This window comes from Pseudomonas fluorescens group sp. PF-69, from assembly GCF_054481235.1.
In genome coordinates, this window is the sequence record NZ_JBTMNC010000001.1 from 707,259 (window position 1) to 729,917 (window position 22,659).

Consider the following 22,659-nt stretch of genomic DNA (forward strand, 5'->3'; position numbering starts at 1 on the left):
CCGGACTACCAAATGCTATTTTCAGGACACCAAAACGGTGCTGGAAGTAGCCCTATGCCTACTAATGCAACCCGCCTCTCCGATCGCCAGCTCGAGGCAGTCAAGGCAACTGGTAAAGACTTCGTTCTCAGCGACGGCGATGGCTTGCAGCTTCGAGTACGCGCAAGCGGCTCAATGATGTGGAATTTCAATTACCGCGAGCCTTGTGCCGCGCCAATGCATCGTCGAAGACCGGCAGCAGTGCCTGGTTGAAGTCGACATTGGCCACCGACAAGCCGCACAGTAAGGCAATGCCCGCCAGAATCAGCGGCGTAAAGTGTGTGTGTGTTGGGCGACATCGGGCGTGGATTCGGCACCGACGCAGACTTCGCTTTGGCGTCCCAGGAATAGAAAGACCACGGCGGCAGTGAACAGCGTGAACATCGCCAGCAGTTGCAACAAGGTGTTGAACCCGGCGGTATAGGCCGAGCGCAGCATCGTCAACGGGATTTGGCTGGCGTCGGTGCTCGCGTGCTGGATATCACCCATTACCAGGCGTTGCGCGATAGTTGAATAGTCAACGGCGGACAGTTTGACCGAGGTACTGATGCTCAGATGGTGTGCGACCAGAGCCGTCAGCACCGCAACAGTGATCGCCAGGGCGACACCCTCGCTGGCCACCCGCGTCGTGTTGAAAATACCGGCGGCCATCCCCGCCCGTTCCTTGGGGATCACGCTGATCGACAAACCATCCATCAAGCCCCAGGGCAGTCCTGTACCGATACCGGTCAGCAGCATGGCCGCGATGATCTGCGCGTGCGTGCCGACCGGGATCGTACTCAGCCAGTAGAGCCCGGCCGCTGCGATCACGAAGCCGATTGCGCAGAGTACGCCCGCCGACAACCAGCGAGTTAGCGACGCGGCAATGATCGGGACAATCAGCATCGCGGCAGAGAGTGCCAACATCATCAGCCCCGCTTCAAAGGCACTGGCCCCTTCTACGCCGATAAACCTAAACGGCAGCAATACGATCAAGACGATGTAGCAATAGCAAGTGCCGATCGGCAGGATCTGTACACCGACAAAGCGCGGAAACAAAAATAGCCCCAGTTCCAGCATCGGATGTTTTGCCCGATTCTCAACAATGATAAACAGCAGCAAAAAGACCGCCGACGTTCCAAGCAGTGCATGGATGACCGGCGAGCCCCAGCCTTGCTCAGGTGCCAGGATCACCGCCGTGGTAAACATGATCAGCAGGCCGGAAAACGTCAGCACGCCGGGCGTATCCAGACGCTGTGCTTGCGGGTCGCGGCTTTCGCGCATTTTCGGCAGGGCAAATATCAAGGAAAGGATGGCGAGCAGGGCCGTGAAAAGGAAAATTGCGCGCCAGCCCAAGTACTCGATCAGCAACCCCGATAACAACGGACCGAAGGCCAGGCCAACCCCGAAAGTAGTGCCCAGAAGGCTGAAAGCACGAGTTCTGGCATGCCCATCAAATTCCTGCGCCAGTGCCGCCGAACCGCTGGCCAGGGCTGCCGCCGCGGCAATGCCTTGCACGCCACGCAACAGGTCCAGCCAGAAAATATCGGGGACCGCCGCCAAAAGGATCGACACCAGTGCAAACAACGCCATGCCGCACATGAACAGTCGCTTGCGTCCGTAGAGGTCAGCGAGGGTGCCGGCGGCCATCAGCAGGCTGCCGAAGCTAAGCATGAAGGCATTGGTGATCCAGGCCAGTTCCGTGGGATGGGCATCAAAGGTTTGACCAATGAACGGCGTGGCCACCGCCCCGCCGGTAAAGCTCATGGGCAATACCAAGGCGGCGAGGCATATTGCAGCCAATATGGAGTGCCGGCCATGGGCCGGCAGCGGTTCGGTAGCTGAGTTCATTAGGTGATTCCCTGCATATCCATGAAGTATCCGTGCTGTCCAGGCCGAGGCGCGCGATCGTTCGTACACTCTAGTTAGGATACAATTGAAGATAAACGGGCTTTATTCCACTTATAATGAACCAAAAGGATGTAATCGAGTTGTGGACAGCCTTAGTGGGATGATCTCATTCGTAAAAACCGCCGAAGCGCTCAGTTTCATCAGCGCCGCCAAGGCGTTGGGGATTTCTGCCTCGGCCGTAGGCAAAAACGTCGCCAAACTTGAGGCTTCGCTGAATGTGCGGTTATTGCACCGCAGCACCCGCAAAGTCAGCCTGACTGCGGAGGGACAGTTGTTCTATGAACGCTGCCGCAAGATCCTCGACGATCTTCAAGATGCCCGGGCGATGCTTTCCCATGCCACACAGGAACCCCGTGGAAAGTTACGCGTCAGCTTGCCCACCATCGGTTATCGCTTTCTCTTGCCCCATATGGCGCGGTTCCGCAAAACCTATCCGGAGATTGAGCTGGAACTGGACTTCAACGACCAGTTGGTGGATGTGATCGATGAAGGCTTTGACGTAGTAATTCGCAGCGGCGGCCAGGCCGACTCCAAGCTGATGGCCCGAAAGTTGGGGCCTTTTAAGTTTGTCCTGTGCGCATCGCCTGACTATCTGCGGCGTAAGGGACGGCCCGTCACTATCAGTGACCTCGAGCATCACGAGTGCTTGCGTTACCGATTTGTCACGACGGGTAAAATAATGGACTGGAGTATGTCTTCGGCCCCCCAGTTGACGCAGTTGCGCCTGCCAACCGCTCTGACATTGAACAATATGGAAGCCATGCTGATGGCCGTGGTGGATGGGCACGGTATCGCATTTGTCCCGGACTTCCTGGCCCGCGAAGCTATCGCCCAGGGGCGCCTGGAAACGGTGCTCGACGGTCACAGCGAAGATCAAGGGCAGTTCTGGGCATTTTGGCCGTCCAGTCGCCATCTTTCACCGAAAATCCGCGTATTCGTGGACTTTGCCGCCGAGCATCTATTTGCCACTCCCTCCGTAGATAGCCCAGATGCAACGCGCCCATGAAGCACTGTCGCGACCGCGCCGTCCTTATTTGACGGACAATCTGCCCGCCTAAGCCTTTGCAACCGAGGTATTAGCCAAAGAAATTCACGTCCTCCTGTTTCACAAAAAGACTGGGTCTTCCCGAGCGCGAACTCCTGCGGAAATCATCAGGACGATGGCAGGGACAATCACCACACTGGCCGATAGCATCGCCCCCTTGAACCCGGCCATATTCAGCGCCCCACCGCCGATAATCACACCCAGCCCGATCGCGCTATTCAGTACAGCTGTATGGATTGCTGTGGCCGGTACCGTGTGATCACCGGCAATCCTCAAGACCCAGGTCTGCAGGCCGGTAAACAAAGCGGAAATGGCCACACCCCAGATCACCAGCAAGATAACCACCGGCGCGATCCCCAGAAGAGGACCGTAAATGCCCAAGGTCACCAAGGCCAATGCCATCGCAATCAACGCTATCAGAATGAAAGCGCTCAAGTAGCGATCAATAAAGAGCGCACTCAGCAGATTGCCCAGGAAACCTGCGGCCCCGAAAGCGAACAGCAAGACAGCAATCAAGTACGCCGTAATCCCAGGTACTTGGCCAATAAACGGTTCGACGAAAGTGTAGGCACCAAAATGCGCAGCCGCTGTCAGCCCGGTGATGACGTAAGTGATCAACAGGTCCTTCCGCCGCAGTACCGATGCAAAACCTACCCCCCTGGCAAGCGAATGAATCTGCATGGAGGGAAGCACCAGTGCTATCGCACCAGCGCTGGCAACACACATCAACGCCAGGCAAACAAAGGCCGTGCGCCAGCCATCGTATTGGCCCACCAGATTGATCAACGGAACGCCCATGACCGTGGCGATCGTTATGCCGCCCAACACGATCGAGGTGGCTAGCCCCATGCGATGCACAGGCACAATATGTGCGGCAGTGGCGGCCACGATTGCCCAGAACACGCCATGGGCCAATGCGCCGACGGCGCGGGCGCCGAGCAGCGTCGAAAATTCGGGGGATAACGCCGCCAGGCCGTTGGATACGGCCAGTATCAGCATCAACGCTATCAGCAGCGTCTTGCGGGGAATCCAGCGGTTCAGCCAGTTGGATAACAAGCCGCTGGCAGCCCCGATCCATGCGTACAACGTCACCGTCAGTCCGACGGTAGACGGGGTTTGACCCAGGTCGGATGATATCTGCGACAACAAACCAATGGGGGCGAACTCGGACGTCACCATCGTGAACGAGGCCATACACAGCACACTGACTGCACACCATATCCGCAAGGCTGAGCTGACCATCGGTAATGTCCATCCCTGTTCACTGCTGAGTCATCGTGAACCCACTCGCGTCGCCGGCGCTGCACGGGGGGGTCGACACCTTCTACGTTAGATATCCACAGACACATCATACGCGGCGAGCCAGTTGTTCATGCCCAACCGACGTGCCTCGATTCATTTAAGTCGGCCATATCCAGCGCCTTTATCACCAGCTCAGCGTCTGGCTTTTCCGACAGCGCCCAACCCACGATCCGACGCGTACAAAGATCCAGGACGGCGTTGATCGCCAACCGCGAATTAGAGTTCAACGATAAGTAACCGGCGGCAATTACCACTGGGAACGGACTGGCCCAGGGTGGACCGGTATCGTAGGATAAGTGCCTCGTCACGAGGAGAGTCATGGATGAGCGCTACCGACCCCCAATCGTTTTCCCTGGCGTTGCGCTCTTATTCAGGTGAGGTAGAGCTTCACGAACATGACTTCCATCAAATAGTCCTTCCTCAGTCCGGCTCAATGGAAATTGAGGTCGACGGACAAGGTGGTCAAGTCGATGCGAGTCAGGGTGTGGTGATCGCCGCCGGCGCTCGACATACGTTCCTTGCCAACACCTATAACAGTTTTCTGGTGCTGGACGTGTTGACCCACCGTGCCGAGGAGCAGAAAAGCCCCGCGTTACTCGATCCACTCAATGACACACGCTTTTTTGCAGTCAGGCCCGATATCCGTCATTTGCTCGATTACGCAAGCTGCAACGGAGCACGCTTGATCAGTTCACCCGCGATGGCCGAGTCATGGAGTCGGTTGCTGCTCTGCTCTTTACTAAAGCCCGACATTGCGCCGAACGACCTTGGGCAGCTCATCCTCGCGAGGGCGTTGGCCTATATTGAGCAGCACCTGAGTACGCCAATGACCGTGCGTGACATCTCCCGTAATGCGGGCACCAGCGAGCGGCGCTTGTATGTGCTATTTGGGCAGCACCTGAAAACAACCCCGTTTTCTCATATAGCGAACTTGCGCCTGAATCTGGCCATCGACCTGCTGCGCCAAACGCCTTTGTCGATCATTGATATTGCGCATCGCGCCGGTTACGCCGACCAGAGTGCGTTAACCCATGCCCTGAAGAAAGCCCGCAATCTGACTCCGGCCCTTGTGCGTAAACGAGTGCGAGACCACTGAAAAAATAGCAGTCCCGAACAATTCTTTGGCGGGCTTGATCAATACTCGCTCTCGCAACCTTTCTATTGTTCCCGCTTGAGGATTATCCGCAGACGGGGCTTGCATGAGCACTTCCAACGCATCAAACACCATCGCCAAGACCGCCGCAAGTGCCACCCTGATCGGGGTGATTGCCGTGTTTTTGTGGGCGTGCCTGGCGCTGCTGACGACCTTGACCGCCGGGATCCCGGCCTTTCAGTTGCTGGCTTCAAGCTTCGCGGTCGCGTTCTTGTCCAGCTTGTGCATGCTAGGCCTGCGCGGCGCTGCAGGGTTCAGCAGCTGGCGCCAGCCTTGGTATGTGTGGGCAACGGGTTTTGTCGGCATCTTCGTCTATCACGCCTTGTATTTCTTTGCCCTGAAGGCCGCGCCTGCGGCTGAAGCCAGCCTTATTGCCTACCTGTGGCCGCTGCTGATCGTTCTGCTGTCGAGTTTTGCTACCGGCGAGTCATTGCGCAAGCGCCAACTGCTGGGCGCCTTGCTCGGCCTTGCCGGGACGGCTTTCATCATGCAGCAGCGGGCCCAGAGTGAAAGCACGTCGATGCCGATCATCGGTTACGCCGCAGCCTTTGCCTGTGCTTGGGTCTGGTCGATCTATTCGGTCGTCAACCGGCGTTTCAGCAATGTACCGAGCAGCATCATCGGTGGCATTTGCGGCCTGGTGGCAGTGGCCGGATTGCTCTGCCACTTGGCTTTCGAAACCACGGTGCGGCCTGACACGGGCCAGTGGGCGGCAATCATTGCCCTGGGGTTGGGCCCGGTAGGTCTGGCTTTTTTCGCCTGGGATCACGCGACCAAGCACGGAAATCTGGCGATGCTTGGCGCCCTGTCTTATCTGGCGCCGCTGTTCTCCACGCTGCTGCTGATTGCGGTGGGGCAAAGCGACGCCAAGCCGATCCTGATGATTCCTGCGGTGCTGATCATTACGGGGGCTGTCATTGCCACTTCACGCTCACGCAATACCTCACGGTGATCTCGAACATTAAGGAGACAGGAAAATGAACTTGATAGCGTCGCAGGGAACCATGAGGATCGAGAGCAACGGGCCGAGTTTTTCGGTCGCTCCCACGCGGCCCGTACTCAGTCATCTTGGACAGCCATCGTTGCTGAACAGCCGTACCGGCATCCGCCGTCGCGCCAATGGCGAGGCGCCGCGTGTCTTGCTGTTCGTCCCGCCATACACACGCCTGATCGAGCCCATGCCACACGACAGCGCATTTGCCCGCATCGGGATTGACACTTTCAAAGTCATGAAACGTGCCGGTACGCCTATCGGTCTGTTGCGAATTGCCACGGTGGCCCGACGTGCCGGTTATGACGTGCAGATTGTCGATTCGCCCTTTGCCGGCTGGTCCCAGGAACACAGTCTGGTCAAGGTCGACCAAGGGCATTTGATTCGCTACGGCCTGACCGATACGCAGATGCGCGAGATCATCGAAACCGCGCAGCCCGATATTGTCGGCATCCAATGCCACTACACCGTGCAATGGGGCAATGCATGGGGGCTTATCAGCTCTGATTCATGGCTCTGAAGGCACCACCGCCTTGAATGATCATGACCGTTCAAGCGTCGCTGCGCTGAGTCCGACCGTCCGGGCCGTACAATTTGTTGCCGACGATACTGTTGAAAAAGCTGAGGATGCGCTGGTTACATGCCATGCGCTGGCTGAGCACCCCTCCGTTCGAGGCATTGATCTCCCTGGCCCGAAGCGCCAACGCCTGCAACTGCCGCCAGGTCGCCAGGCAATCGGCGTCTTGAGCCGCTTTGAGCGCCCCTTTGCGACCAGGGCCATAGCCGAGCTTCAACTGCGCTCCGTAACGGATCGCCTCCAACTGTTCCAGCTTCTGCAACGCCGCCTGTTTGCACGCTGTCAGCTCTCTCAGCTTTTCGCCGTCAACCCTGGCCTGAGCCAGGGCCCGACGCTCCCGCTCCAAGAGTTCGACCAACTGCACGATGGCCTGCTGCTGCAACTCCAAATGTTTAGTCAGGCTCATAGGTATCTGAAGCTCATCGGTTTCGGCCTTTCGTATCGCTCATTCCGAGTCGCTGCCGAGGGTTTCTCGGACACTCGACACCAAACCTTCATAGATGGATTCCGAGCTGATCTGAAAGGTGCCGCTATCGATGGACTGACGCAAGGCTGCGACTTTTTCCATATCAACATCCGATGCACTTTCAACATCCGCAATGGCGCCGATGCTTGAGACCTGCGCGCCATCATCGAACGTCGTTTCCAGCGTCTGCAGCTCGATTCGCTGCGAACTGGTGCCGGCCACTTTGCTGTCAGTTGGCGGAAGGGTATTGGTCAGGTTAGCGCTTATGATTTTCACGTTAGAGGCTTCATTGGCTGTTGTTGGGTCACTATCGGCAATCGAAAAGGCAAACTTTGACCAGTGATCGGAATTCGACAAAAAAATTAATAACGCAGTAACAATTCATTCTGGCCAACGACTTGCGCGTTCAGCAACTTGCCGTCACTGCTCAACACCCGGACACTGCTCCCCAGGCTGCCATTGTCCAGCGCCTTGCCATCGCGACTGATCGTGAAGCCCTCACCTTGAGCCTGTAGCATGACCCGCTGATTGCGCTCCACCAGCCAACGCTCGCGGAAATTGTTCAGCGCCAAGGCCGCGCCCCGGCTGAAACTGCGGCTGGCCTGACGACCAATGACTTGCTCTGGCTTGAGTACGCTGCCTTTGGGCAAACGCTCCAATGGCCCACGCTTGATTTCCAGCATGCTGGCTTTGATGACGTCACCCGCCGCAATCCTCTGACGACTGACCACATAATCACCGACAACACCCACGCTGACCTGCAGATAGCCAGCCACCCCCTCCTCACCCTCACAACGCACGCCTACCGCCACGCGGCCGAACGCGTTCTGTTCAGGATGCACCAGATACGGCTGAGGACTTTCGCACGCCGATATCCGTGCGGCCGGCTGACCGATGTCGATCTGCAACTGTTGGATGCGAGGCGGCAATCGCAACGCAATCAAATGACGCACCTTATCTTGCAGCACATCCGGCTGAGCCACGGCGATGCCGCTCTGCAGCAAGCACATCAGAGCCCATCCGCCGAACCGCGAATGATGCCGGAAAAACCCTGTCATCGAGCCAATCCTCAGAGATAGCCAGCGGTGAATTTTAGGCTCCCCGGCGACGAGGCAAGGCCAGAATTGGTCGCCAAATAGCGGCCTGTTTCGGCCTTTGCCTCGACGACCTTGGGACTAATCTGCGAGCCGTTCAATTATTTGAAGCACAGGTCCGCAGACATGATCGACAAGCTCGACAACGAGCTGCGCTTCCAGCAGGACGCAATGAGCTTGCGGGCTGAGCGCCAGCAGGTATTGGCCAACAACATTGCCAACGCCGACACCCCCAACTTCCGGGCGCGTGACTTTGATTTCTCCGCCGAACTGGCCAGCTCCCTGCAGAACGGGCGTGGCAACGAGCGCGGCATGACGCTGGCGACCACCTCGGATCGCCATCTTCACGCTGCCTCCGACAGCCTGTCGAACCGTGCCCTGCTCTATCGCGTGCCAGACCAACCGAGCCTCGATGGCAACACCGTGGACATGGATCGCGAGCGTGCGCAGTTCACCGATAACGCCGTCCGGTATCAGGCGAGTCTGACGTTTCTGAGCAACCGGTTGCAGTCGCTCAAGACAGCCATGCAGTCCGAATAACGCAGGGAAAAACACTATGTCGATGTTCAGCATTTTCGATATCGCCGGTTCCGCGCTCAGCGCCCAGTCCCAGCGCATGAACGTAACCGCCAGTAACCTGGCCAATGCCGACACCACCAGTGGCCCGGATAACGAGGCCTATCGCGCACGGCAGGTGGTCTTCGAGTCGCAATACCCGAGCGGCAGCCGCATTGGGGGGGTACGGGTCAGCCAAGTGGTCGAAGACGGTTCTCCCATGCGTCAGGAATACCGGCCCGGTGACCCGCTGGCCAACGAGGATGGCTACGTGACCATGCCCAACGTCGAGCCCGTGGGCGAAATGGTCAACATGATCTCCGCTTCGCGCTCCTACCAGGCCAACGTCGAAGTCATGTCCACCAGCAAAGAAATGATGCTGAAAACGTTGACTTTAGGTGAGGCGTAAACAATGGCTAGCACGATTTCCAGCTCGGTCCTTTCGACCATGAACAGCAGCACTACCACCGCTGAAAGCACCGCTTCGGCATCGGATGAACTGCAAGATCAGTTTCTGACGCTACTGACGACCGAACTGCAGAACCAGGATCCGACCGATCCGATGGACAACAGCGAAATGGTCACGCAGTTGGCACAGATCAGCACCATCAGCAGCATCGAGGATGTGACCACCACGCTGGAAGGCATCTCCAGCCAGATCAGCGCCAGCGAGACCCTGCAAGCCTCGGCGCTGGTCGGCAACGGCGTATTGGTCGACGGCAACACCATCCAGGTCGCCAGCGGTGCAGCCACCACCTTCGGCGTCACCCTGGCCAGTGATGCAGACAGCGTCACCGTCACCATCAAAGACAGCAGCGGCACGGTGGTTCGCACCCTGGATGAAGGCGACATGAGCGCCGGGACCCAAGCCTTGTCCTGGGATGGTTTACAGGACGACGGCACGACCGCAGCCGATGGCGCTTACACCTTCTCTGTGGCCGCCACCGCCGACGACGCAGCCGTCACAACCACAGCGCTGAAATACGCACTGGTAACCGGCGTGACCACCGACAGCAGCAACGAAGTCGCGCTGGATCTGGGGGGGGTCAACGAAAACGTCGGGCTAAGCGATATCAGCCTGGTGCTTTGACCGCAAACGCACCATCCACTCACACCCGGCAATCCTTCGCAGTCACCAAGACTGCTCAGTCATCGTTCGCATTCCAGGAGAAATACCATGGCTTTTTCCCAAGCGCTTAGTGGTCTGGCTGCTGCTTCCACCGACCTCAACGTCGTCAGCAACAACATTTCCAACTCCCAGACCGTGGGTTTCAAAAGCTCGACGACTCAGTTCGCCGACGTGTATGCCGATGCGGATGTCGGGTTGGGCACCTCGGTTTCCGGCGTGGTTCAGAACTTCGCATCCGGCAGTCTGACGACGACCGATAACGAGCTGGATCTCGCCATCAACGGTGAGGGTTTCTTCACGTTCACCGACGGCACGCAAACCGTGTACTCGCGTAACGGCCAGTTGACCCTGACTGCCGATGGTTATCTGGAAAACGCCGCAGGCGACAAATTGCTGGGGGCCAAGGGGGTCATCCAGATCCCGACCACGGGCATGCAAGCCAGCGCCAGCACCGATCTGGATGCCGAGCTGAACCTGGACGCCAGTGAAGACATCATTACCGATACCTTCGACCAGACGGACTCCTCGACTTACTCCTACTCAACGACCGCGACCCTCTACGACTCCCTGGGCACCAGCCACACCAGCACGCTGTATTTCAGCAAAACCGCCGAGAACACCTGGGATGTCCATACCGCGATCGATGGCAACCTGCTGACCGAGACGCAGACCGTGGCGTTCAGCTCCAGCGGCCTGATCACCAGCGGAGAGACCGGCACCTACACCTATGACCCTGACAACGGTGCCGCGGACATGACCATCGCATTGGATCTGACGGGCACGACACAGTTCGGTAACGACTCCGAGGTGTCCGACATTTCTCAGAATGGCTACACCTCGGGCAGCCTGGTGAGTTTCACCATCGACGATACCGGAACGGTCATTGCCACCTATTCCAACGACCAGACGCAGAGCATCGACCAGATTCAGCTGGCCACGTTCAGCAATGAAAACGGCCTGAAATCCAACGGTGACAACACCTGGCTTGCCACCTCCGAATCCGGCCAGGCCTTACTGGGTGTTGCCAGCAGCGGTTCTCTGGGCTCGATCCTGAGTGGCACGACCGAGGACTCCAACGTCGACCTGACCTCCGAACTGGTGAACCTGATCATTGCCCAGCGCAACTTCCAGGCGAATGCCAAGTCGGTGACGGCGCAAAGCGAAGTGCTTCAGCAAGCCGTAAACATCGGTTCTTAACCCATGGACCGCATGCTTTTCACGGCGATGAGCGGGGCCAATCAGGCGCTCGAGCAGCAAGCCGTCGTAGCCAACAACCTGGCCAACATCGTGACTCCGGGCTTTCGTTCGCAACTGGTCGAAATGCAGTCCTCGCCAGTCATGGGCGAGGGCTTGCCCACACGGGTTTCGGTCGCAGCCAACGGCGTGGGTGTCGACTGGACCGAAGGGCCGATCACCCATACCGACCGGGCGCTGGATGTCGCGCTCGGCGAAAACGGCATGTTGGCGGTGCAGACCGCAGACGGCAAAGAGGCCTATACCCGGCGAGGTGATTTGCAGGTCGATGGCACCGGCGCAATGACCGTGGGTGGGCGCCCGGTCATCGGTGACGGGGGACCGATCACCGTGCCGCTGGGCAGCGAAGTCACGTTGGGCAGCGATGGCACGATCAGCGTCCGTGAACTGGGCATGGAGCCCCGTGGCCTGAGTCCGGTCGGTCGACTGAAGATGGTGTCGGCCTTGCCCGGCACGCTGCAGGCCGGCACCGACGGGCTATTCCGGCCACAGCCCAATGCCAGCGGCACCGTGCAGCCACTGCCTGCCGACGAAAACATGCGGGTGACACCCGGAGCACTGGAGGGCAGCAACGTCAGCCCGACCAACGCCATGGTCGCGATGATCGACAACTCGCGACGCTATGACATGCAGATGAAAGCCATCAGTACCGCCGACGAAAACGCCAAGACCGCCAATAGCCTGCTCTCCCTGCAGGGCTGACCTCACGGTTGAATGAATAAGGAACCGATCGATGATCAGATCACTGTGGACGGCCAAAACCGGCCTGGAAGCCCAGCAGGGCCAAATGGACGTGATTGCCAACAACCTGGCCAACGTCAGCACCAATGGCTTCAAACGGTCGCGGGCGGTATTTGAAGATCTGGTGTATCAGAACGTGCGCCAGCCGGGCGCGCAAAGCAGCACCGATACCCGACTGCCATCTGGCTTGCAGGTCGGCACAGGCGTGCGTGAAGTCGCCACTGAACGCCTGCATACCCAAGGCAATCTGGAAGAGACCAGCAACTCCAAGGATCTGGCGATCAATGGCCTGGGTTTTTTCCAGGTGGACATGCCGGACGGCACCACCGCCTATACCCGTGACGGCAGCTTCCAGCTCGACTCGAACGGCGAGATGGTCACTTCCAACGGCTACAAGCTATCGGCAGGGGTCACCATTCCGGCCAACGCCACGGCCATCTCGATCAGTACCGACGGCATCGTTTCGGTGACCCAGCCCAGTAGCGCCACTTCGACCCAGGTTGGCCAACTGAACCTGGCGCTGTTCATCAACCCGGCAGGCCTGCAAAGCATCGGTCAGAACCTCTACCTGGAAACCGACGCCTCGGGCTCTCCGACCGAAACCACACCGGGCCTCAACGGCGGCGGAACGCTGTCCCAGGGTTACGTCGAAACCTCCAACGTCAACGTGGTGGAGGAAATGGTAAGCATGATCCAGACCCAGCGCGCTTACGAAATCAACAGTAAGGCGGTCGAGAGCTCGGACGAAATGCTTCAGCGTCTGACCCAGCTCTGACCGCTATGTTCGAGACACACAAAATGGCTCACAAGCCCTCATCGGCATGGCCGCTGTCCGTGGCACTGGCCGGCATGCTGGCGACCGCAGGCTGCGATCAACTGCCCCACAAGCCCGTCGTGCCTGACGAGGATATGCAGGTGCCGGCCCTGCCGGCTCGCCTGGCCAACGGCTCGATCTACCAGAGCAGCCGTGGATCGCAGCCCCTGTTCGAGGATCGGCGTCCGCGGATGGTCGGCGACACGCTGACCATCGAACTGGAAGAACAAGTCAGTGCCAGCAAGACCTCTTCCTCCAACGCCAACCGTGCCGGCTCCATGGGGTTGAGTCTGGCGACCACCTCCAGTCGTGCGTCCCAGGTCGACAATTTTGGGCTGGATGCCTCGACGACCCACGACTTCAGTGGCGGCGGCGGCTCCCAGGCGAGAAATTCCTTCACCGGCACAATTTCCGTGACGGTCATGCAGGTGATGCCCAATGGCAACCTGCGGGTGCGCGGCGACAAGCAGATCGCAATCAACCAGGGCACCGAATTCATACGTTTCTCTGGCGTAGTCAATCCCAGAACCATCACCGGAGAAAACACGGTGTCGTCGATCCAGGTCTCACAGGCCCGGATCGAGTACGTCGGTGATGGCTACATCAACGAAGCACAGCGCATGGGCTGGCTCCATCGCATCCTCCTTAATGTGTCTCCTTTCTGAGTACGGGAACCATGGCTGACTCTGTATTCATTCAATCTCTTTTGCGCGCAGCCAAATCCGCAGCTCAAGCGCTCTGCACCCTGTTGTGCGCCGGCACGTTATCGCTCGGCGGCGCGGCACAGGGCGAGCAGATACGCGACATTGCCGATTTTGCCGGGATACGCCCCAACAGCCTGGTGGGCTATGGCCTGGTGGTCGGCCTGGATGGCAGCGGCGACCAGACCACCCAGAGTCCCTTCACCGAACAAGGCCTGACCAACATGCTGTCGCAGCTGGGGGTCACCCTGCCTGCGGACGCCAACATGCAGATGCGCAATATTGCAGCAGTCATCGTGACTGCCAACCTGCCGGCACTCTCGCGCCCGGGGCAGCAGATTGACGTGGTCGTGTCATCGATCGGTAACGCGCGCAGCCTGCGCGGCGGCACCTTGCTGATGACGCCGATGAAAGGGGCCGACGGCGAGGTTTATGCGGTGGCTCAAGGCAACCTGCTGATCGGCGGAGCCGGTGCTTCGGCGAACGGCAGCAGCGTGCAGATCAACCAACTGGCCGGTGGGCGTATCAGTCGCGGCGCCACCGTCGAACGCGCGGTTCCGTTGCGCCTGAGCAGCGACAACGGCTTGCTCAGTCTCTACATGCATGAGCCTGACTCCGCCACGGCCCAGCGTGTCGTCTATGCCATCAATTCCGAAATGCACCGTACGGTGGCGTCGGCCATGGATGGCGGGATGATCGAGATTCAGGGGCCGCTGTCACCCAATGAACGAGTCAACTTCATGGCCCGCATCGAGAGTATCGAGGTATTGCCAATCCAGACCCGTCCCAAGGTGATTCTTGATTCGCGCACCGGCTCTATCGTGCTCAACAGTTCGGTGAAGCTGTATCGCGCCGCAGTCGCGCACGGCAATCTCTCGGTCGTCATCGACACCACCAACACCGTCAGCCAACCCGGCGCCCTCAGTGGCGGCCAGACAGCCGTGACTTCCCAAAGCAATATCTCCATCGAATCCCAGGGTGGTTCGCTGCACTTGCTTGAAGGCACAGCGAATTTGATGGACGTGATCAAGGGATTGAACGCGTTGGGGGCTACGCCGCAAGACCTGATGGTCATTCTGCAGGCACTCAAGGCCGCCGGTTCCCTGCGTGCCGAACTCGAGATCATCTGATGAACAGTACTGGCAGCACCGATGGCTTTGCCCTTGATGTCCAGGGCCTGGAGCAACTCAAGCGACGCTCGCATCAGGACGCCAGCGGGGGGCTGAAAGAGGCCAGCAAACAGTTTGAAGCCCTGTTCCTGCAGATGATGCTCAAAAGTATGCGAGGCGCGATTCCGAAATCGGAAATGTCCAGTGACTCGCAGACCGAGATGTACACCGAAATGCTCGATCAGCAGTGGGCGCAGAGCCTGTCGGGAAAAGGCATCGGCCTGGCCGAGCAACTGACCCGACAGCTCAGCGGTCATTCCGCCATCTACAGCGATGCCAACACCGACATCGATGCGCAAGCGGCCCTGTTCCTCGATCTGCCGCCGTCACGCCCGACCGGCACCACGTCGCCCTTTGCGAACACGGCGTATCAGACTCAAGCGTTTGAAGCCTGGAAACGCCGCGAAGTCAGCGGCGCGCAAAACGAACAACCCGAGCATGTGCTGGCGTTCGTTTCACGCTTGAACGAACCGGCGCAAAAAGCCGCACTCAGCAGTGGCGTGCCAGCCGAGCTGATCCTTGCCCAGGCAGCACTGGAAACCGATTGGGGACGACGCCAGATCACCACCCCGAATGGGGCCGACAGCCACAACCTGTTCGGGATCAAGGCCGGCAGCCAATGGCAAGGCGCGACAACGCAGGTCATGACCACTGAATACGCTGAAGGTGAGGCGCAAAAACAGGTGGAGCGCTTCCGCGTTTACCCGACCGATGAGGCGGCCTTCAACGATTACGCCCGATTGATTCGCACCCGCCCCGGTTACGCCGCCGTGCGCAACGCCACCGACGCGCCACAGGCGGCCATCGCGTTGCAACAGGGGGGGTACGCCACCGACCCGCGATACGCCCAAAAACTGATTTCAGTCATGGCCACCATCGGCCCGCTGCGACCTGTCCCTACCGTGGCGCAACTGGAAAAGTGACGGACAACCCAATGCCGAGCGCCCCGATCGCGCCAGTCATGGACCTGTCGACAAAAAATTCTTGAAAAGAATCAGGGTTACCGGTCAAGTTGCACTTTCGCGGAGCCGATAGTGCGCACTATGTAGCGTAGGAGCTTCTCGATGAATATTATTTCCATTGGTGTCAGCGGCCTCTCCGCCGCACAGATCGCACTCAGTACCAGCAGTAACAACACCACCAACGCCTATACGGATGGCTATACCCGGCAGGTCGCCAACTTCTCCGAATCCGCATCGGGCAGCGGTGTGCAGATTTCCAGTGTCGATCGCCAGTACAACCAGTTCGTGACCACCCAACTCAACAGTTCGATCAGCACCGAAAGCGCGCTGTCGACCTATCAAACCGAAGTCGATCAGATCGACAGCCTGTTGGCCGATGGCGATGCCAGCCTCGATACCCTGCTGCAAAGCTTCTTTTCAGCCATCCAGACCCTGACCTCCGACGCCAGCGACACCGCAGCGCGGGAAGAAGTCGTAGGCGCGGCTGAAACGCTGACATCGCAGTTCACCCAGTTGGGCAGCTACCTGGACGAGATGGCGGACGACGTGAACAGCCAGATCGATGATCAGGTCACGCAGGTCAACGATCTCACCGGGCAAATTGCCGATCTCAACAAAAAAATCAGCCTGTCCGACGCACTGGGCACAACCTCCAACGACCTGCTCGATCAACGGGATCTGCTGGTCAGTCAGCTCAGCGAATTGGTCAATGTCGATGTCACCACGCAGGACAACGGCAGTTACAGTGTGTCCCTGAGCAACGGCCTTGCGCTGGTGTCCGGCAATGACAGTTTCGAACTGCAAACCAGCGTCTCGGCCAGCGACCCCACCCAAACGGTGGTCGCCTACGTGGACGCCGCCGGCAACACCACCGTGCTTGACGATTCAACGTTCGAAGGCGGCTCCCTGGGTGGGCTGATGGATTTTCGCGACACCACGCTGACCGAAACGCAAAACCAGTTGGGCATCCTGGCGGTCACATTGACACAAGCTTTCAACACCCTGCAGGCCTCGGGCATCGACCTGAATGGCGATACGGGAACCGATTTCTTCTCGGTCGACGACCCCAGCATTTACGGCAATACCAACAACACCGGCGACGCGATATTGACCGCGACTTTCACCGACGATGTGAGCGCATTGAGTGCCAGCGACTACACCGTCAGTTACTCCGCCAGCAACGGCTACACCGTGACCCGCAATGACACCGGCGCCAGTGTGGATTCAACCTACGACACCGACACCCTGACGTTCGCCGGGATCAGTGTGACCATCAGTGGCACCGCCGATGACGGCGACAGCTTTCTGGTGTTGCCGACACGCAACGCCGCCAGCAGTTTCAGCACCCTGACCAGTGACGGAAGCCTGATCGCTGCGGGTACCTCGACCGGCAGCAGCGATAACACCAACGCCCTGGCGATGCTCGACCTGCAAACCGACAGCCTCGTCGGCGGCACTTCGACCCTCAGCCAGACGTACTCGACACTGGTCAGTGACGTGGGCAGCACCGCCAGTAAAGTCGCTGGCCAACTCGAAACCCAATCGAGCCTGACCGAGCAACTGACCACGCTGCAGCAATCGGAATCGGGGGTCAATCTGGATGAAGAGGCGGCCGACCTGATTGTCTATCAACAGTATTACCAGGCCTGCGCGAAGATCGTCGAAGTAGGCACTACCGTGCTCGACAGCATTCTCGACATCAGCTGATAACCGTCTGAAAGGAGCGTCACGCCATGCGTCTCAGCACTGCGACGATTTACAACCAAAGCTTGAACGCCATGCTCGCACAGGAAAGCGCCTATCAGGACGCTGCCCAGGAAGTCGCCAGTGGCACCCGAGTGGTCAACCCTTCCGACGACTCGCTGGCCGCCGCCCAGGCTGTCAACGTCCGACAGGCGATCTCGACCAATGAGCAATACGCCGACTCGCGCAGCGCGATCACCACCTCGCTATCCCAGGAAGAAAGCACCCTCGACAGCATCAACGATGCCATCAGCAGCGCCATGGCCCTGCTCGTTCAGGCCAACAACGGCACCTTGAGCGACGCTGACCGCGAGTCGATCGCCACCTCGTTGCAGGGCGTCTACGACACGCTGGTGACGTTGGCCAACGCCACCGACAGTAACGGCAACTACCTGTTTTCCGGCTATCAGAGCCAGAGCCCGGCGTTTGCCGAAAATGCCAATGGCGAGCTGGTCTATCAGGGCGACAACAACGTCGTCACGCAGCAAGTCAGCTCCACCCAGACCATGGCCAGCGGCGATACCGGCGCAACGATCTTCCTGTCGGTCAGCAGCTCCGCAGATTTCATCGCCGAAGCCGGCGACAACACCGGCAGCGTGACCTACGACGGCCCCGACATCACGGACACACAGGATGCGAATTACGGAACAGGCTTTGTCGTGACCTTCAGCACCGCCACCGACGGCACTGCCCAATACAGCATTGATGGCGCCGATCCGGTTGCCTATTCCTCGGGCGACACCCTTGAAGTCAACGGCTTGTCCCTGACCCTAAGCGGTACCCCGGCCGACGGCGACACCATCACGGTCAGTGCCGCCGCCGATGCCGATCCGGACCTGTTCGCAACGTTGAAAAACCTGATCTCGGTGTTGCAGACACCAGTGGATACCGAGGCCGATCAGGCCAACCTGAGTAACACCCTGTCCACGGCCAGCCGCGAATTGAGTAACGCCCAGGACACGGTGCTCACCGTCCAGACATCCGTCGGTTCACGGCTTAATCAGTTGGAAGTGCTCGACACCATCGGCGATGACCTGGCACTCAGCTACACCGAACGTCTTTCCGGCCTGGTCGATGCCGACTACACCGAGTCGGTCACCGAATACACCGCGCTGCAAGTGGCGCTACAGGCCGCCCAGCAAACCTTCGTCAGCATTCAGAAGATGTCGCTGTTCGAGTACATCTGAGCCCTCGGCCCCTGCGCCGCCCGGACGACCTGGCGGTCGCAGGAGCGATTCAGGGCCGCGCCATGTTGTCGATCAGGTACTGCATGAATTGCAGTGTGCTGGTCATCAATCTTTCGAGAAACTGCCCCAGATCGCCCATCACCACCATCAGCAAAACCAACCCCACGCTCAACGTCGCCGGGAAACCCACGGAGAACACCGTCAACTGTGGCGAGACGCGGTTCAGAATGCCCATGGCCAGGTTGATGATCAGCAGCGTGCCGACCATGGGCAGTGCCAATAAAAGACCGGTGAGGAAGATCGTGCTGCCATAGCGGGCTATCAGATTCCAGGCATTGGGGTCGAAATGCAGGTTGCCGATCGGCAAGGTCTTGAAGGTGCTCGCCAGCAGCTCAAGCACCATCAGGTGCCCGTTCAGCGCGAGAAACATCAGGATCGTGATCATGCCCAGAAAGCGCGACAGTACCATGCTGTTGGTGCTGGTATCGGCGGAAAAAAAGGTGGCGAACGCCAGGCCCATTTGCATGCCGCAAATGTCGCCGGTCATCTCGACCACCGCCAGCGTGATACGCATGACCATGCCCAGGGACATCCCGATCAACACTTGCTCCACAATCACCCCAAGCCCCGCCCACGAGAACAGGGCGACATCCGGCAAGGGCGGCAGATTGGGCGCGAGCAGGAAAGCAAGGAGCATCGCCAGGCCCACCTTCACCTGACTCGAGACGTTTTTATGACCGAGAATCGGGTCGCTCATCAGATACGCCAGCACTCGGCAAAACGGCCAGAAGAAGCCGGTCACCCAGAGCTGCAACTGTGCCGAACTGACTTCGATCACGGGCGTCAGCCGATCAGCATGGGCAAATTGCTGAACAATGCGCGTGTGTAGTCCACCAGCATCTCCATGATCAGCGGACCTGCCAGCACCAGCACCACGCACACCCCGACAATTTTGGGGATGAACGACAGGGTGGATTCGTTGATCTGCGTCGCGGCCTGAAACAGGCTCACCAACAGCCCGATAAACAGCGTCACGAGCAGCACGGGCGCGGCCACGATCATGCTCATGCGCATGCCTTTGTAAGCCAGGTCCATGACCATTTCCGGTGTCATTGTCTACGTCCTCGAAGCCACTTCATCAGGTGTAAAAACTTTGCGCCAGCGAGCCGAGCAGCAACTGCCAGCCATCGACCAGCACAAACAGCATCAACTTGAACGGCAGCGAGATCGTGGACGGCGGCACCATCATCATGCCCAGCGCCATCAACACACTCGCCACCACCAGGTCGATGATCAAAAACGGAATGAAGATGGTGAAGCCGGCCTGAAAAGCAGTCTTCAGCTCGCTGGTCACAAAGGCCGGCAACAATACCCGCATCGGTACATCCTCAGGGCCCTGCAAGTCCTCGATCTGGGCCAGCCGCGCAAACAATGCGAGGTCGCCCTGGCGCGTTTGGGTCAGCATGAATTTGCGAAACGGCTGACTCGCCTTGTCGAGAAACTGCTCGACCGTGATCTCGTCTTTGGAGAACGGTAGCCAGGCTTTTTCGTACGCCTGATCGAGGGTCGGTGACATGACGAAAAAAGTCAGGAACAGCGACAACCCCAACAACACCTGGTTCGGCGGTGCCGACGTGGTGCCAATGGCGGTGCGAAGCAAACCCAGGACAATGATGATGCGGGTAAACCCGGTCATCATCAGCAGCACCGCAGGCAAGAACGCCATGGCACTGAGCAGCAACAGGGTTTGCAGGCTCAACGACCACTGCTGACCACCCGCCTGCCCGGTGAAGGCCGCCAGCCCTTGAATCGCCGGTTCGGCCTGAGCATCGGTCAAGCACGCGAACAGCAATACAGCCGACAGCGTCCGTTTCAACCCGCGTCGAACAAAAACCGGCGCACTCATGACGGGCTCCCCGGACCCTCGCCAGTACGCTGGACACTGCGCTTCAGAGCACCGGCCAGGCGTTCGGCAAAACCGTCACCGAGCATGACAGCGCTGCCCTCGGGATCGGCGGGCGGTGCATCCATCTGCGACAGTGCACTGACCTGTTGCGCGGTGACACCCAGCACCAGCCACTGGCCCCGTACCTCGACGATCACCACTTTCTCGCGCTGGCCCAGGCTTGTGCTGCTGACGACACGCATCAATTTCCCGGGGGACAGCGGACGCACACCGACACGCCGCACGATCCAGCCACAGAGCAAAACACAAGCAACCACTAGCGCCAGCGCCAATGCCGTCTTGCCGAGCAATGCCAGGTTCATCAGGCTGTCCGAAGGGACGCCGAGGGCCACGGGCGGCGGAGTCTGACTGACGAGGCTCATCGGTTGAGTTTTTGAACGCGTTCGGAAGGCGTGATGATTTCCGTGATTCGGATACCGTACTTGTCGTCCACGACCACCACCTCGCCCTGGGCTATCAGGTAGCTGTTGATCAAGATGTCCATCGGCTCCCCCGCCAGGCCGTCGAGTGCCAGCACCGAACCCTGGGCCAGTTCCAGCAACTGCTTGATGGTAATCCGCGTGCGGCCCAGCTCTACGCTCAGCTTGACCGGAATATCCATGATCATTTCCAGCTCGCGTGCTGCTGCCGTGGGCTGCGGCGCGGTCAACGGCTTGAACAGGCTGGTGCCGACGCTCGGTGCAGGGCTGTCGGCCGTCGCCTCGGCCTCGGCCTCGCTCTGTTCGGCCAGGGCGATGGCCCAGGGATCCTCAGCATCCGCCCCGGCGCCCTGCTCGGCCAGCGCGTCAGCCCAGTCATCGGCCACTTGCGGCTCGGTAGTGTTTGAATCAGTCATGGTCGGATTCCTTGGCAGTGGACACGTGGCCCTTCACGAATCGGCTGGTAGAAGAGGAGGCAAGGCTCAGGGAGTGATCGACCAGTTCCTTGACGAGCAACGCACGCATCCCGTTCTGGCTGCCATATTCGCAACTCATGACAGGCACGCCGTCGACGCGCGCACAGACGATATCGGGCAGTTCGATGGGTAAAACGTCGCCGACTTTCAGCGCCATGACCTGCCCTACCCGGGCATCCATTTCGACAAAGTCAGCGATCAGCTCAATCTGGGAATGGGTGATCTCGCCGGCCATGCGCTTGTTCCAATGCCGCTCCTCTTCTGGATTGGTATCGGTGAGCGGGCCGTTGAGCAACTGACGCATCGGCTCGATCATCAGGTAGGGGATGACGATGTTGAAGTCGCTGGACAGGTTGCCGACCTCCAGATGGAAGGTCGCATTCACTACGATTTCATTGGGCGAACTGGTGATATTGGCGAACTTGGCCTGCATCTCGGAACGCAAATATTCGATTTCCAGCGGGTAAACGGACTTCCAGGCATTTTTGTAAGCGTCCACCGACAACCCCAGCAAACGCTGGATGATGCGCTGCTCGGTATGCGTAAATTCCCGCCCTTCGGACTTGGTCACAAAGCGGCCGTCACCGCCAAACAGATTGTCCACCACCATGAACACCACGCTCGGCGGAAACACCACCAACGCAGTACCTCGCAGCGGCTTCATCGCCAACAGGTTGATGTTGGTGGGCATCGGCATGTGCAGGGAAAAGTCGCTGTAACTTTGATAGCGCACGCTTTTGACCGTGATGTCGATGCTGCGCCTGATCAAATTGAACAAGCCCATGCGGAAGTAGCGCGCGAAACGCTCGTTGATGATATCCAGCGCGTGCAAGCGCTCGTGGATCACCCGGTGCTGAGTCGCCGGGTCGTACGGACGGACCTGGGCATCCTTGAGCATCCCGACATCGTCATCCGGAGCATCGTCGTCGCCCCCACGAAGCAACATGTCGATCTCGTCCTGGGAGAGCAAATCGTCAATGGCCATG

General features: G+C 59.1%; 27 protein-coding genes. 16 read left to right on the forward strand and 11 right to left on the reverse strand.

The genetic code is table 11. The features are described 5' to 3' along the window. Window positions 1-54: 54 nt before the first annotated feature. Window positions 55-252 (forward strand): Arm DNA-binding domain-containing protein, encoded by a 198-nt coding sequence (locus tag ACX3YF_RS03230; RefSeq protein WP_448645789.1) that lies wholly within the window; start codon window positions 55-57, stop codon window positions 250-252. Between the two features lie 51 nt (window positions 253-303). Here the strand turns inward: ACX3YF_RS03230 and ACX3YF_RS03235 are convergent, their stop codons facing one another. Further along, window positions 304-1,869, reverse strand: a complete 1,566-nt coding sequence (locus ACX3YF_RS03235; protein WP_448645788.1) for an MFS transporter — start codon at window positions 1,867-1,869, stop codon at window positions 304-306. 142 nt (window positions 1,870-2,011) lie between these two features. Between ACX3YF_RS03235 and ACX3YF_RS03240 the strand changes: the two genes are divergently transcribed. Continuing rightward, window positions 2,012-2,935 (forward strand): LysR family transcriptional regulator, encoded by a 924-nt coding sequence (locus ACX3YF_RS03240; protein ID WP_448647685.1) that lies wholly within the window; start codon window positions 2,012-2,014, stop codon window positions 2,933-2,935. Window positions 2,936-3,034: 99 nt separating this feature from the next. Here ACX3YF_RS03240 and ACX3YF_RS03245 read toward each other — a convergent pair whose 3' ends face one another. Next, window positions 3,035-4,168 carry an MFS transporter gene (locus ACX3YF_RS03245; RefSeq protein ID WP_458973406.1) on the reverse strand — a complete coding sequence of 378 codons (1,134 nt, stop codon included), beginning with the start codon at window positions 4,166-4,168 and terminating at the stop codon, window positions 3,035-3,037. 430 nt (window positions 4,169-4,598) lie between these two features. On the opposite strand from ACX3YF_RS03245, the gene ACX3YF_RS03250 reads away from it, so the two are divergent. From ACX3YF_RS03250 to ACX3YF_RS03260, 3 genes are all read left to right on the forward strand, one after another. Next, window positions 4,599-5,372 (forward strand): AraC family transcriptional regulator, encoded by a 774-nt coding sequence (locus tag ACX3YF_RS03250; RefSeq protein ID WP_130203889.1) that lies wholly within the window; start codon window positions 4,599-4,601, stop codon window positions 5,370-5,372. 103 nt (window positions 5,373-5,475) lie between these two features. Continuing rightward, window positions 5,476-6,381: an aromatic amino acid exporter YddG gene (gene yddG, locus ACX3YF_RS03255; RefSeq protein ID WP_458973407.1), complete on the forward strand. Its 906-nt coding sequence runs from the start codon at window positions 5,476-5,478 to the stop codon at window positions 6,379-6,381. Between the two features lie 25 nt (window positions 6,382-6,406). Next, window positions 6,407-6,940: a hypothetical protein gene (locus ACX3YF_RS03260; protein ID WP_458973408.1), complete on the forward strand. Its 534-nt coding sequence runs from the start codon at window positions 6,407-6,409 to the stop codon at window positions 6,938-6,940. Window positions 6,941-6,971: 31 nt separating this feature from the next. Here the strand turns inward: ACX3YF_RS03260 and ACX3YF_RS03265 are convergent, their stop codons facing one another. The 3 genes from ACX3YF_RS03265 to flgA all read right to left on the reverse strand — a co-directional run bounded on the left by ACX3YF_RS03265 (window position 6,972) and on the right by flgA (window position 8,473). Beyond that, window positions 6,972-7,403: a flagella synthesis protein FlgN gene (locus ACX3YF_RS03265; RefSeq protein ID WP_130203887.1), complete on the reverse strand. Its 432-nt coding sequence runs from the start codon at window positions 7,401-7,403 to the stop codon at window positions 6,972-6,974. 39 nt (window positions 7,404-7,442) lie between these two features. Continuing rightward, a complete protein-coding gene (locus tag ACX3YF_RS03270; protein ID WP_196585166.1) occupies window positions 7,443-7,739 on the reverse strand; it encodes a flagellar biosynthesis anti-sigma factor FlgM in 297 nt (98 codons plus the stop codon). 86 nt (window positions 7,740-7,825) lie between these two features. Further along, window positions 7,826-8,473 carry a flagellar basal body P-ring formation chaperone FlgA gene (gene flgA / locus ACX3YF_RS03275; protein ID WP_458973409.1) on the reverse strand — a complete coding sequence of 216 codons (648 nt, stop codon included), beginning with the start codon at window positions 8,471-8,473 and terminating at the stop codon, window positions 7,826-7,828. A gap of 210 nt (window positions 8,474-8,683) precedes the next feature. On the opposite strand from flgA, the gene flgB reads away from it, so the two are divergent. The 11 genes from flgB to flgL all read left to right on the forward strand — a co-directional run bounded on the left by flgB (window position 8,684) and on the right by flgL (window position 18,812). Further along, window positions 8,684-9,097 (forward strand): flagellar basal body rod protein FlgB, encoded by a 414-nt coding sequence (gene flgB / locus ACX3YF_RS03280; RefSeq protein WP_130203884.1) that lies wholly within the window; start codon window positions 8,684-8,686, stop codon window positions 9,095-9,097. Window positions 9,098-9,113: 16 nt separating this feature from the next. Next, window positions 9,114-9,521 (forward strand): flagellar basal body rod protein FlgC, encoded by a 408-nt coding sequence (gene flgC / locus ACX3YF_RS03285; protein WP_130203883.1) that lies wholly within the window; start codon window positions 9,114-9,116, stop codon window positions 9,519-9,521. A gap of 39 nt (window positions 9,522-9,560) precedes the next feature. Continuing rightward, window positions 9,561-10,202: a flagellar hook assembly protein FlgD gene (locus ACX3YF_RS03290; protein ID WP_239142509.1), complete on the forward strand. Its 642-nt coding sequence runs from the start codon at window positions 9,561-9,563 to the stop codon at window positions 10,200-10,202. Between the two features lie 87 nt (window positions 10,203-10,289). Further along, a complete protein-coding gene (gene flgE, locus ACX3YF_RS03295; protein ID WP_130203881.1) occupies window positions 10,290-11,438 on the forward strand; it encodes a flagellar hook protein FlgE in 1,149 nt (382 codons plus the stop codon). A 3-nt stretch (window positions 11,439-11,441) separates the two neighbouring features. Further along, window positions 11,442-12,197, forward strand: coding sequence for a flagellar basal body rod protein FlgF (locus ACX3YF_RS03300; protein ID WP_130203880.1), 756 nt, complete (start codon window positions 11,442-11,444; stop codon window positions 12,195-12,197). A gap of 31 nt (window positions 12,198-12,228) precedes the next feature. Then, the gene (flgG, locus tag ACX3YF_RS03305) at window positions 12,229-13,011 is read left to right on the forward strand and encodes a flagellar basal-body rod protein FlgG (protein ID WP_130203879.1); all 783 of its coding nucleotides are present in this window, start codon (window positions 12,229-12,231) and stop codon (window positions 13,009-13,011) included. Window positions 13,012-13,034: 23 nt separating this feature from the next. Further along, complete coding sequence (locus tag ACX3YF_RS03310; protein WP_130203878.1) at window positions 13,035-13,715, forward strand: flagellar basal body L-ring protein FlgH; 681 nt, start codon at window positions 13,035-13,037, stop codon at window positions 13,713-13,715. A gap of 11 nt (window positions 13,716-13,726) precedes the next feature. Then, window positions 13,727-14,881 carry a flagellar basal body P-ring protein FlgI gene (locus tag ACX3YF_RS03315; protein ID WP_448645783.1) on the forward strand — a complete coding sequence of 385 codons (1,155 nt, stop codon included), beginning with the start codon at window positions 13,727-13,729 and terminating at the stop codon, window positions 14,879-14,881. After that, window positions 14,881-15,843: a flagellar assembly peptidoglycan hydrolase FlgJ gene (gene flgJ, locus ACX3YF_RS03320; protein WP_130203876.1), complete on the forward strand. Its 963-nt coding sequence runs from the start codon at window positions 14,881-14,883 to the stop codon at window positions 15,841-15,843. The genes ACX3YF_RS03315 and flgJ overlap by 1 nt, the downstream gene beginning before the upstream one ends. 141 nt (window positions 15,844-15,984) lie before the next feature. Next, on the forward strand, window positions 15,985-17,589 hold the full coding sequence (gene flgK, locus ACX3YF_RS03325; RefSeq protein WP_130203875.1) for a flagellar hook-associated protein FlgK: 1,605 nt from the start codon (window positions 15,985-15,987) through the stop codon (window positions 17,587-17,589). A gap of 26 nt (window positions 17,590-17,615) precedes the next feature. Next, window positions 17,616-18,812 (forward strand): flagellar hook-associated protein FlgL, encoded by a 1,197-nt coding sequence (gene flgL / locus ACX3YF_RS03330; RefSeq protein WP_130203874.1) that lies wholly within the window; start codon window positions 17,616-17,618, stop codon window positions 18,810-18,812. A gap of 49 nt (window positions 18,813-18,861) precedes the next feature. Here the strand turns inward: flgL and fliR are convergent, their stop codons facing one another. Genes fliR through fliM form a run of 6 tightly spaced genes read right to left on the reverse strand, consistent with a single transcriptional unit; the run spans window position 18,862 to window position 22,658 of the window. Continuing rightward, complete coding sequence (gene fliR / locus ACX3YF_RS03335) at window positions 18,862-19,650, reverse strand: flagellar biosynthetic protein FliR (protein ID WP_458973410.1); 789 nt, start codon at window positions 19,648-19,650, stop codon at window positions 18,862-18,864. Between the two features lie 5 nt (window positions 19,651-19,655). Further along, entirely contained in the window at window positions 19,656-19,925 is a 270-nt protein-coding gene (fliQ, locus tag ACX3YF_RS03340) for a flagellar biosynthesis protein FliQ (RefSeq protein WP_130203872.1), read from the reverse strand. Window positions 19,926-19,950: 25 nt separating this feature from the next. Continuing rightward, complete coding sequence (gene fliP / locus ACX3YF_RS03345; protein WP_130203871.1) at window positions 19,951-20,718, reverse strand: flagellar type III secretion system pore protein FliP; 768 nt, start codon at window positions 20,716-20,718, stop codon at window positions 19,951-19,953. After that, on the reverse strand, window positions 20,715-21,140 hold the full coding sequence (fliO, locus tag ACX3YF_RS03350; protein ID WP_458973411.1) for a flagellar biosynthetic protein FliO: 426 nt from the start codon (window positions 21,138-21,140) through the stop codon (window positions 20,715-20,717). The genes fliP and fliO overlap by 4 nt, the downstream gene beginning before the upstream one ends. Further along, the gene (gene fliN / locus ACX3YF_RS03355; protein ID WP_196584835.1) at window positions 21,137-21,613 is read right to left on the reverse strand and encodes a flagellar motor switch protein FliN; all 477 of its coding nucleotides are present in this window, start codon (window positions 21,611-21,613) and stop codon (window positions 21,137-21,139) included. Before fliN ends, fliO begins: the two co-directional genes overlap by 4 nt. Continuing rightward, window positions 21,606-22,658 (reverse strand): flagellar motor switch protein FliM, encoded by a 1,053-nt coding sequence (fliM, locus tag ACX3YF_RS03360; protein WP_196584837.1) that lies wholly within the window; start codon window positions 22,656-22,658, stop codon window positions 21,606-21,608. Before fliM ends, fliN begins: the two co-directional genes overlap by 8 nt. Window position 22,659 lies beyond the last annotated feature (1 nt).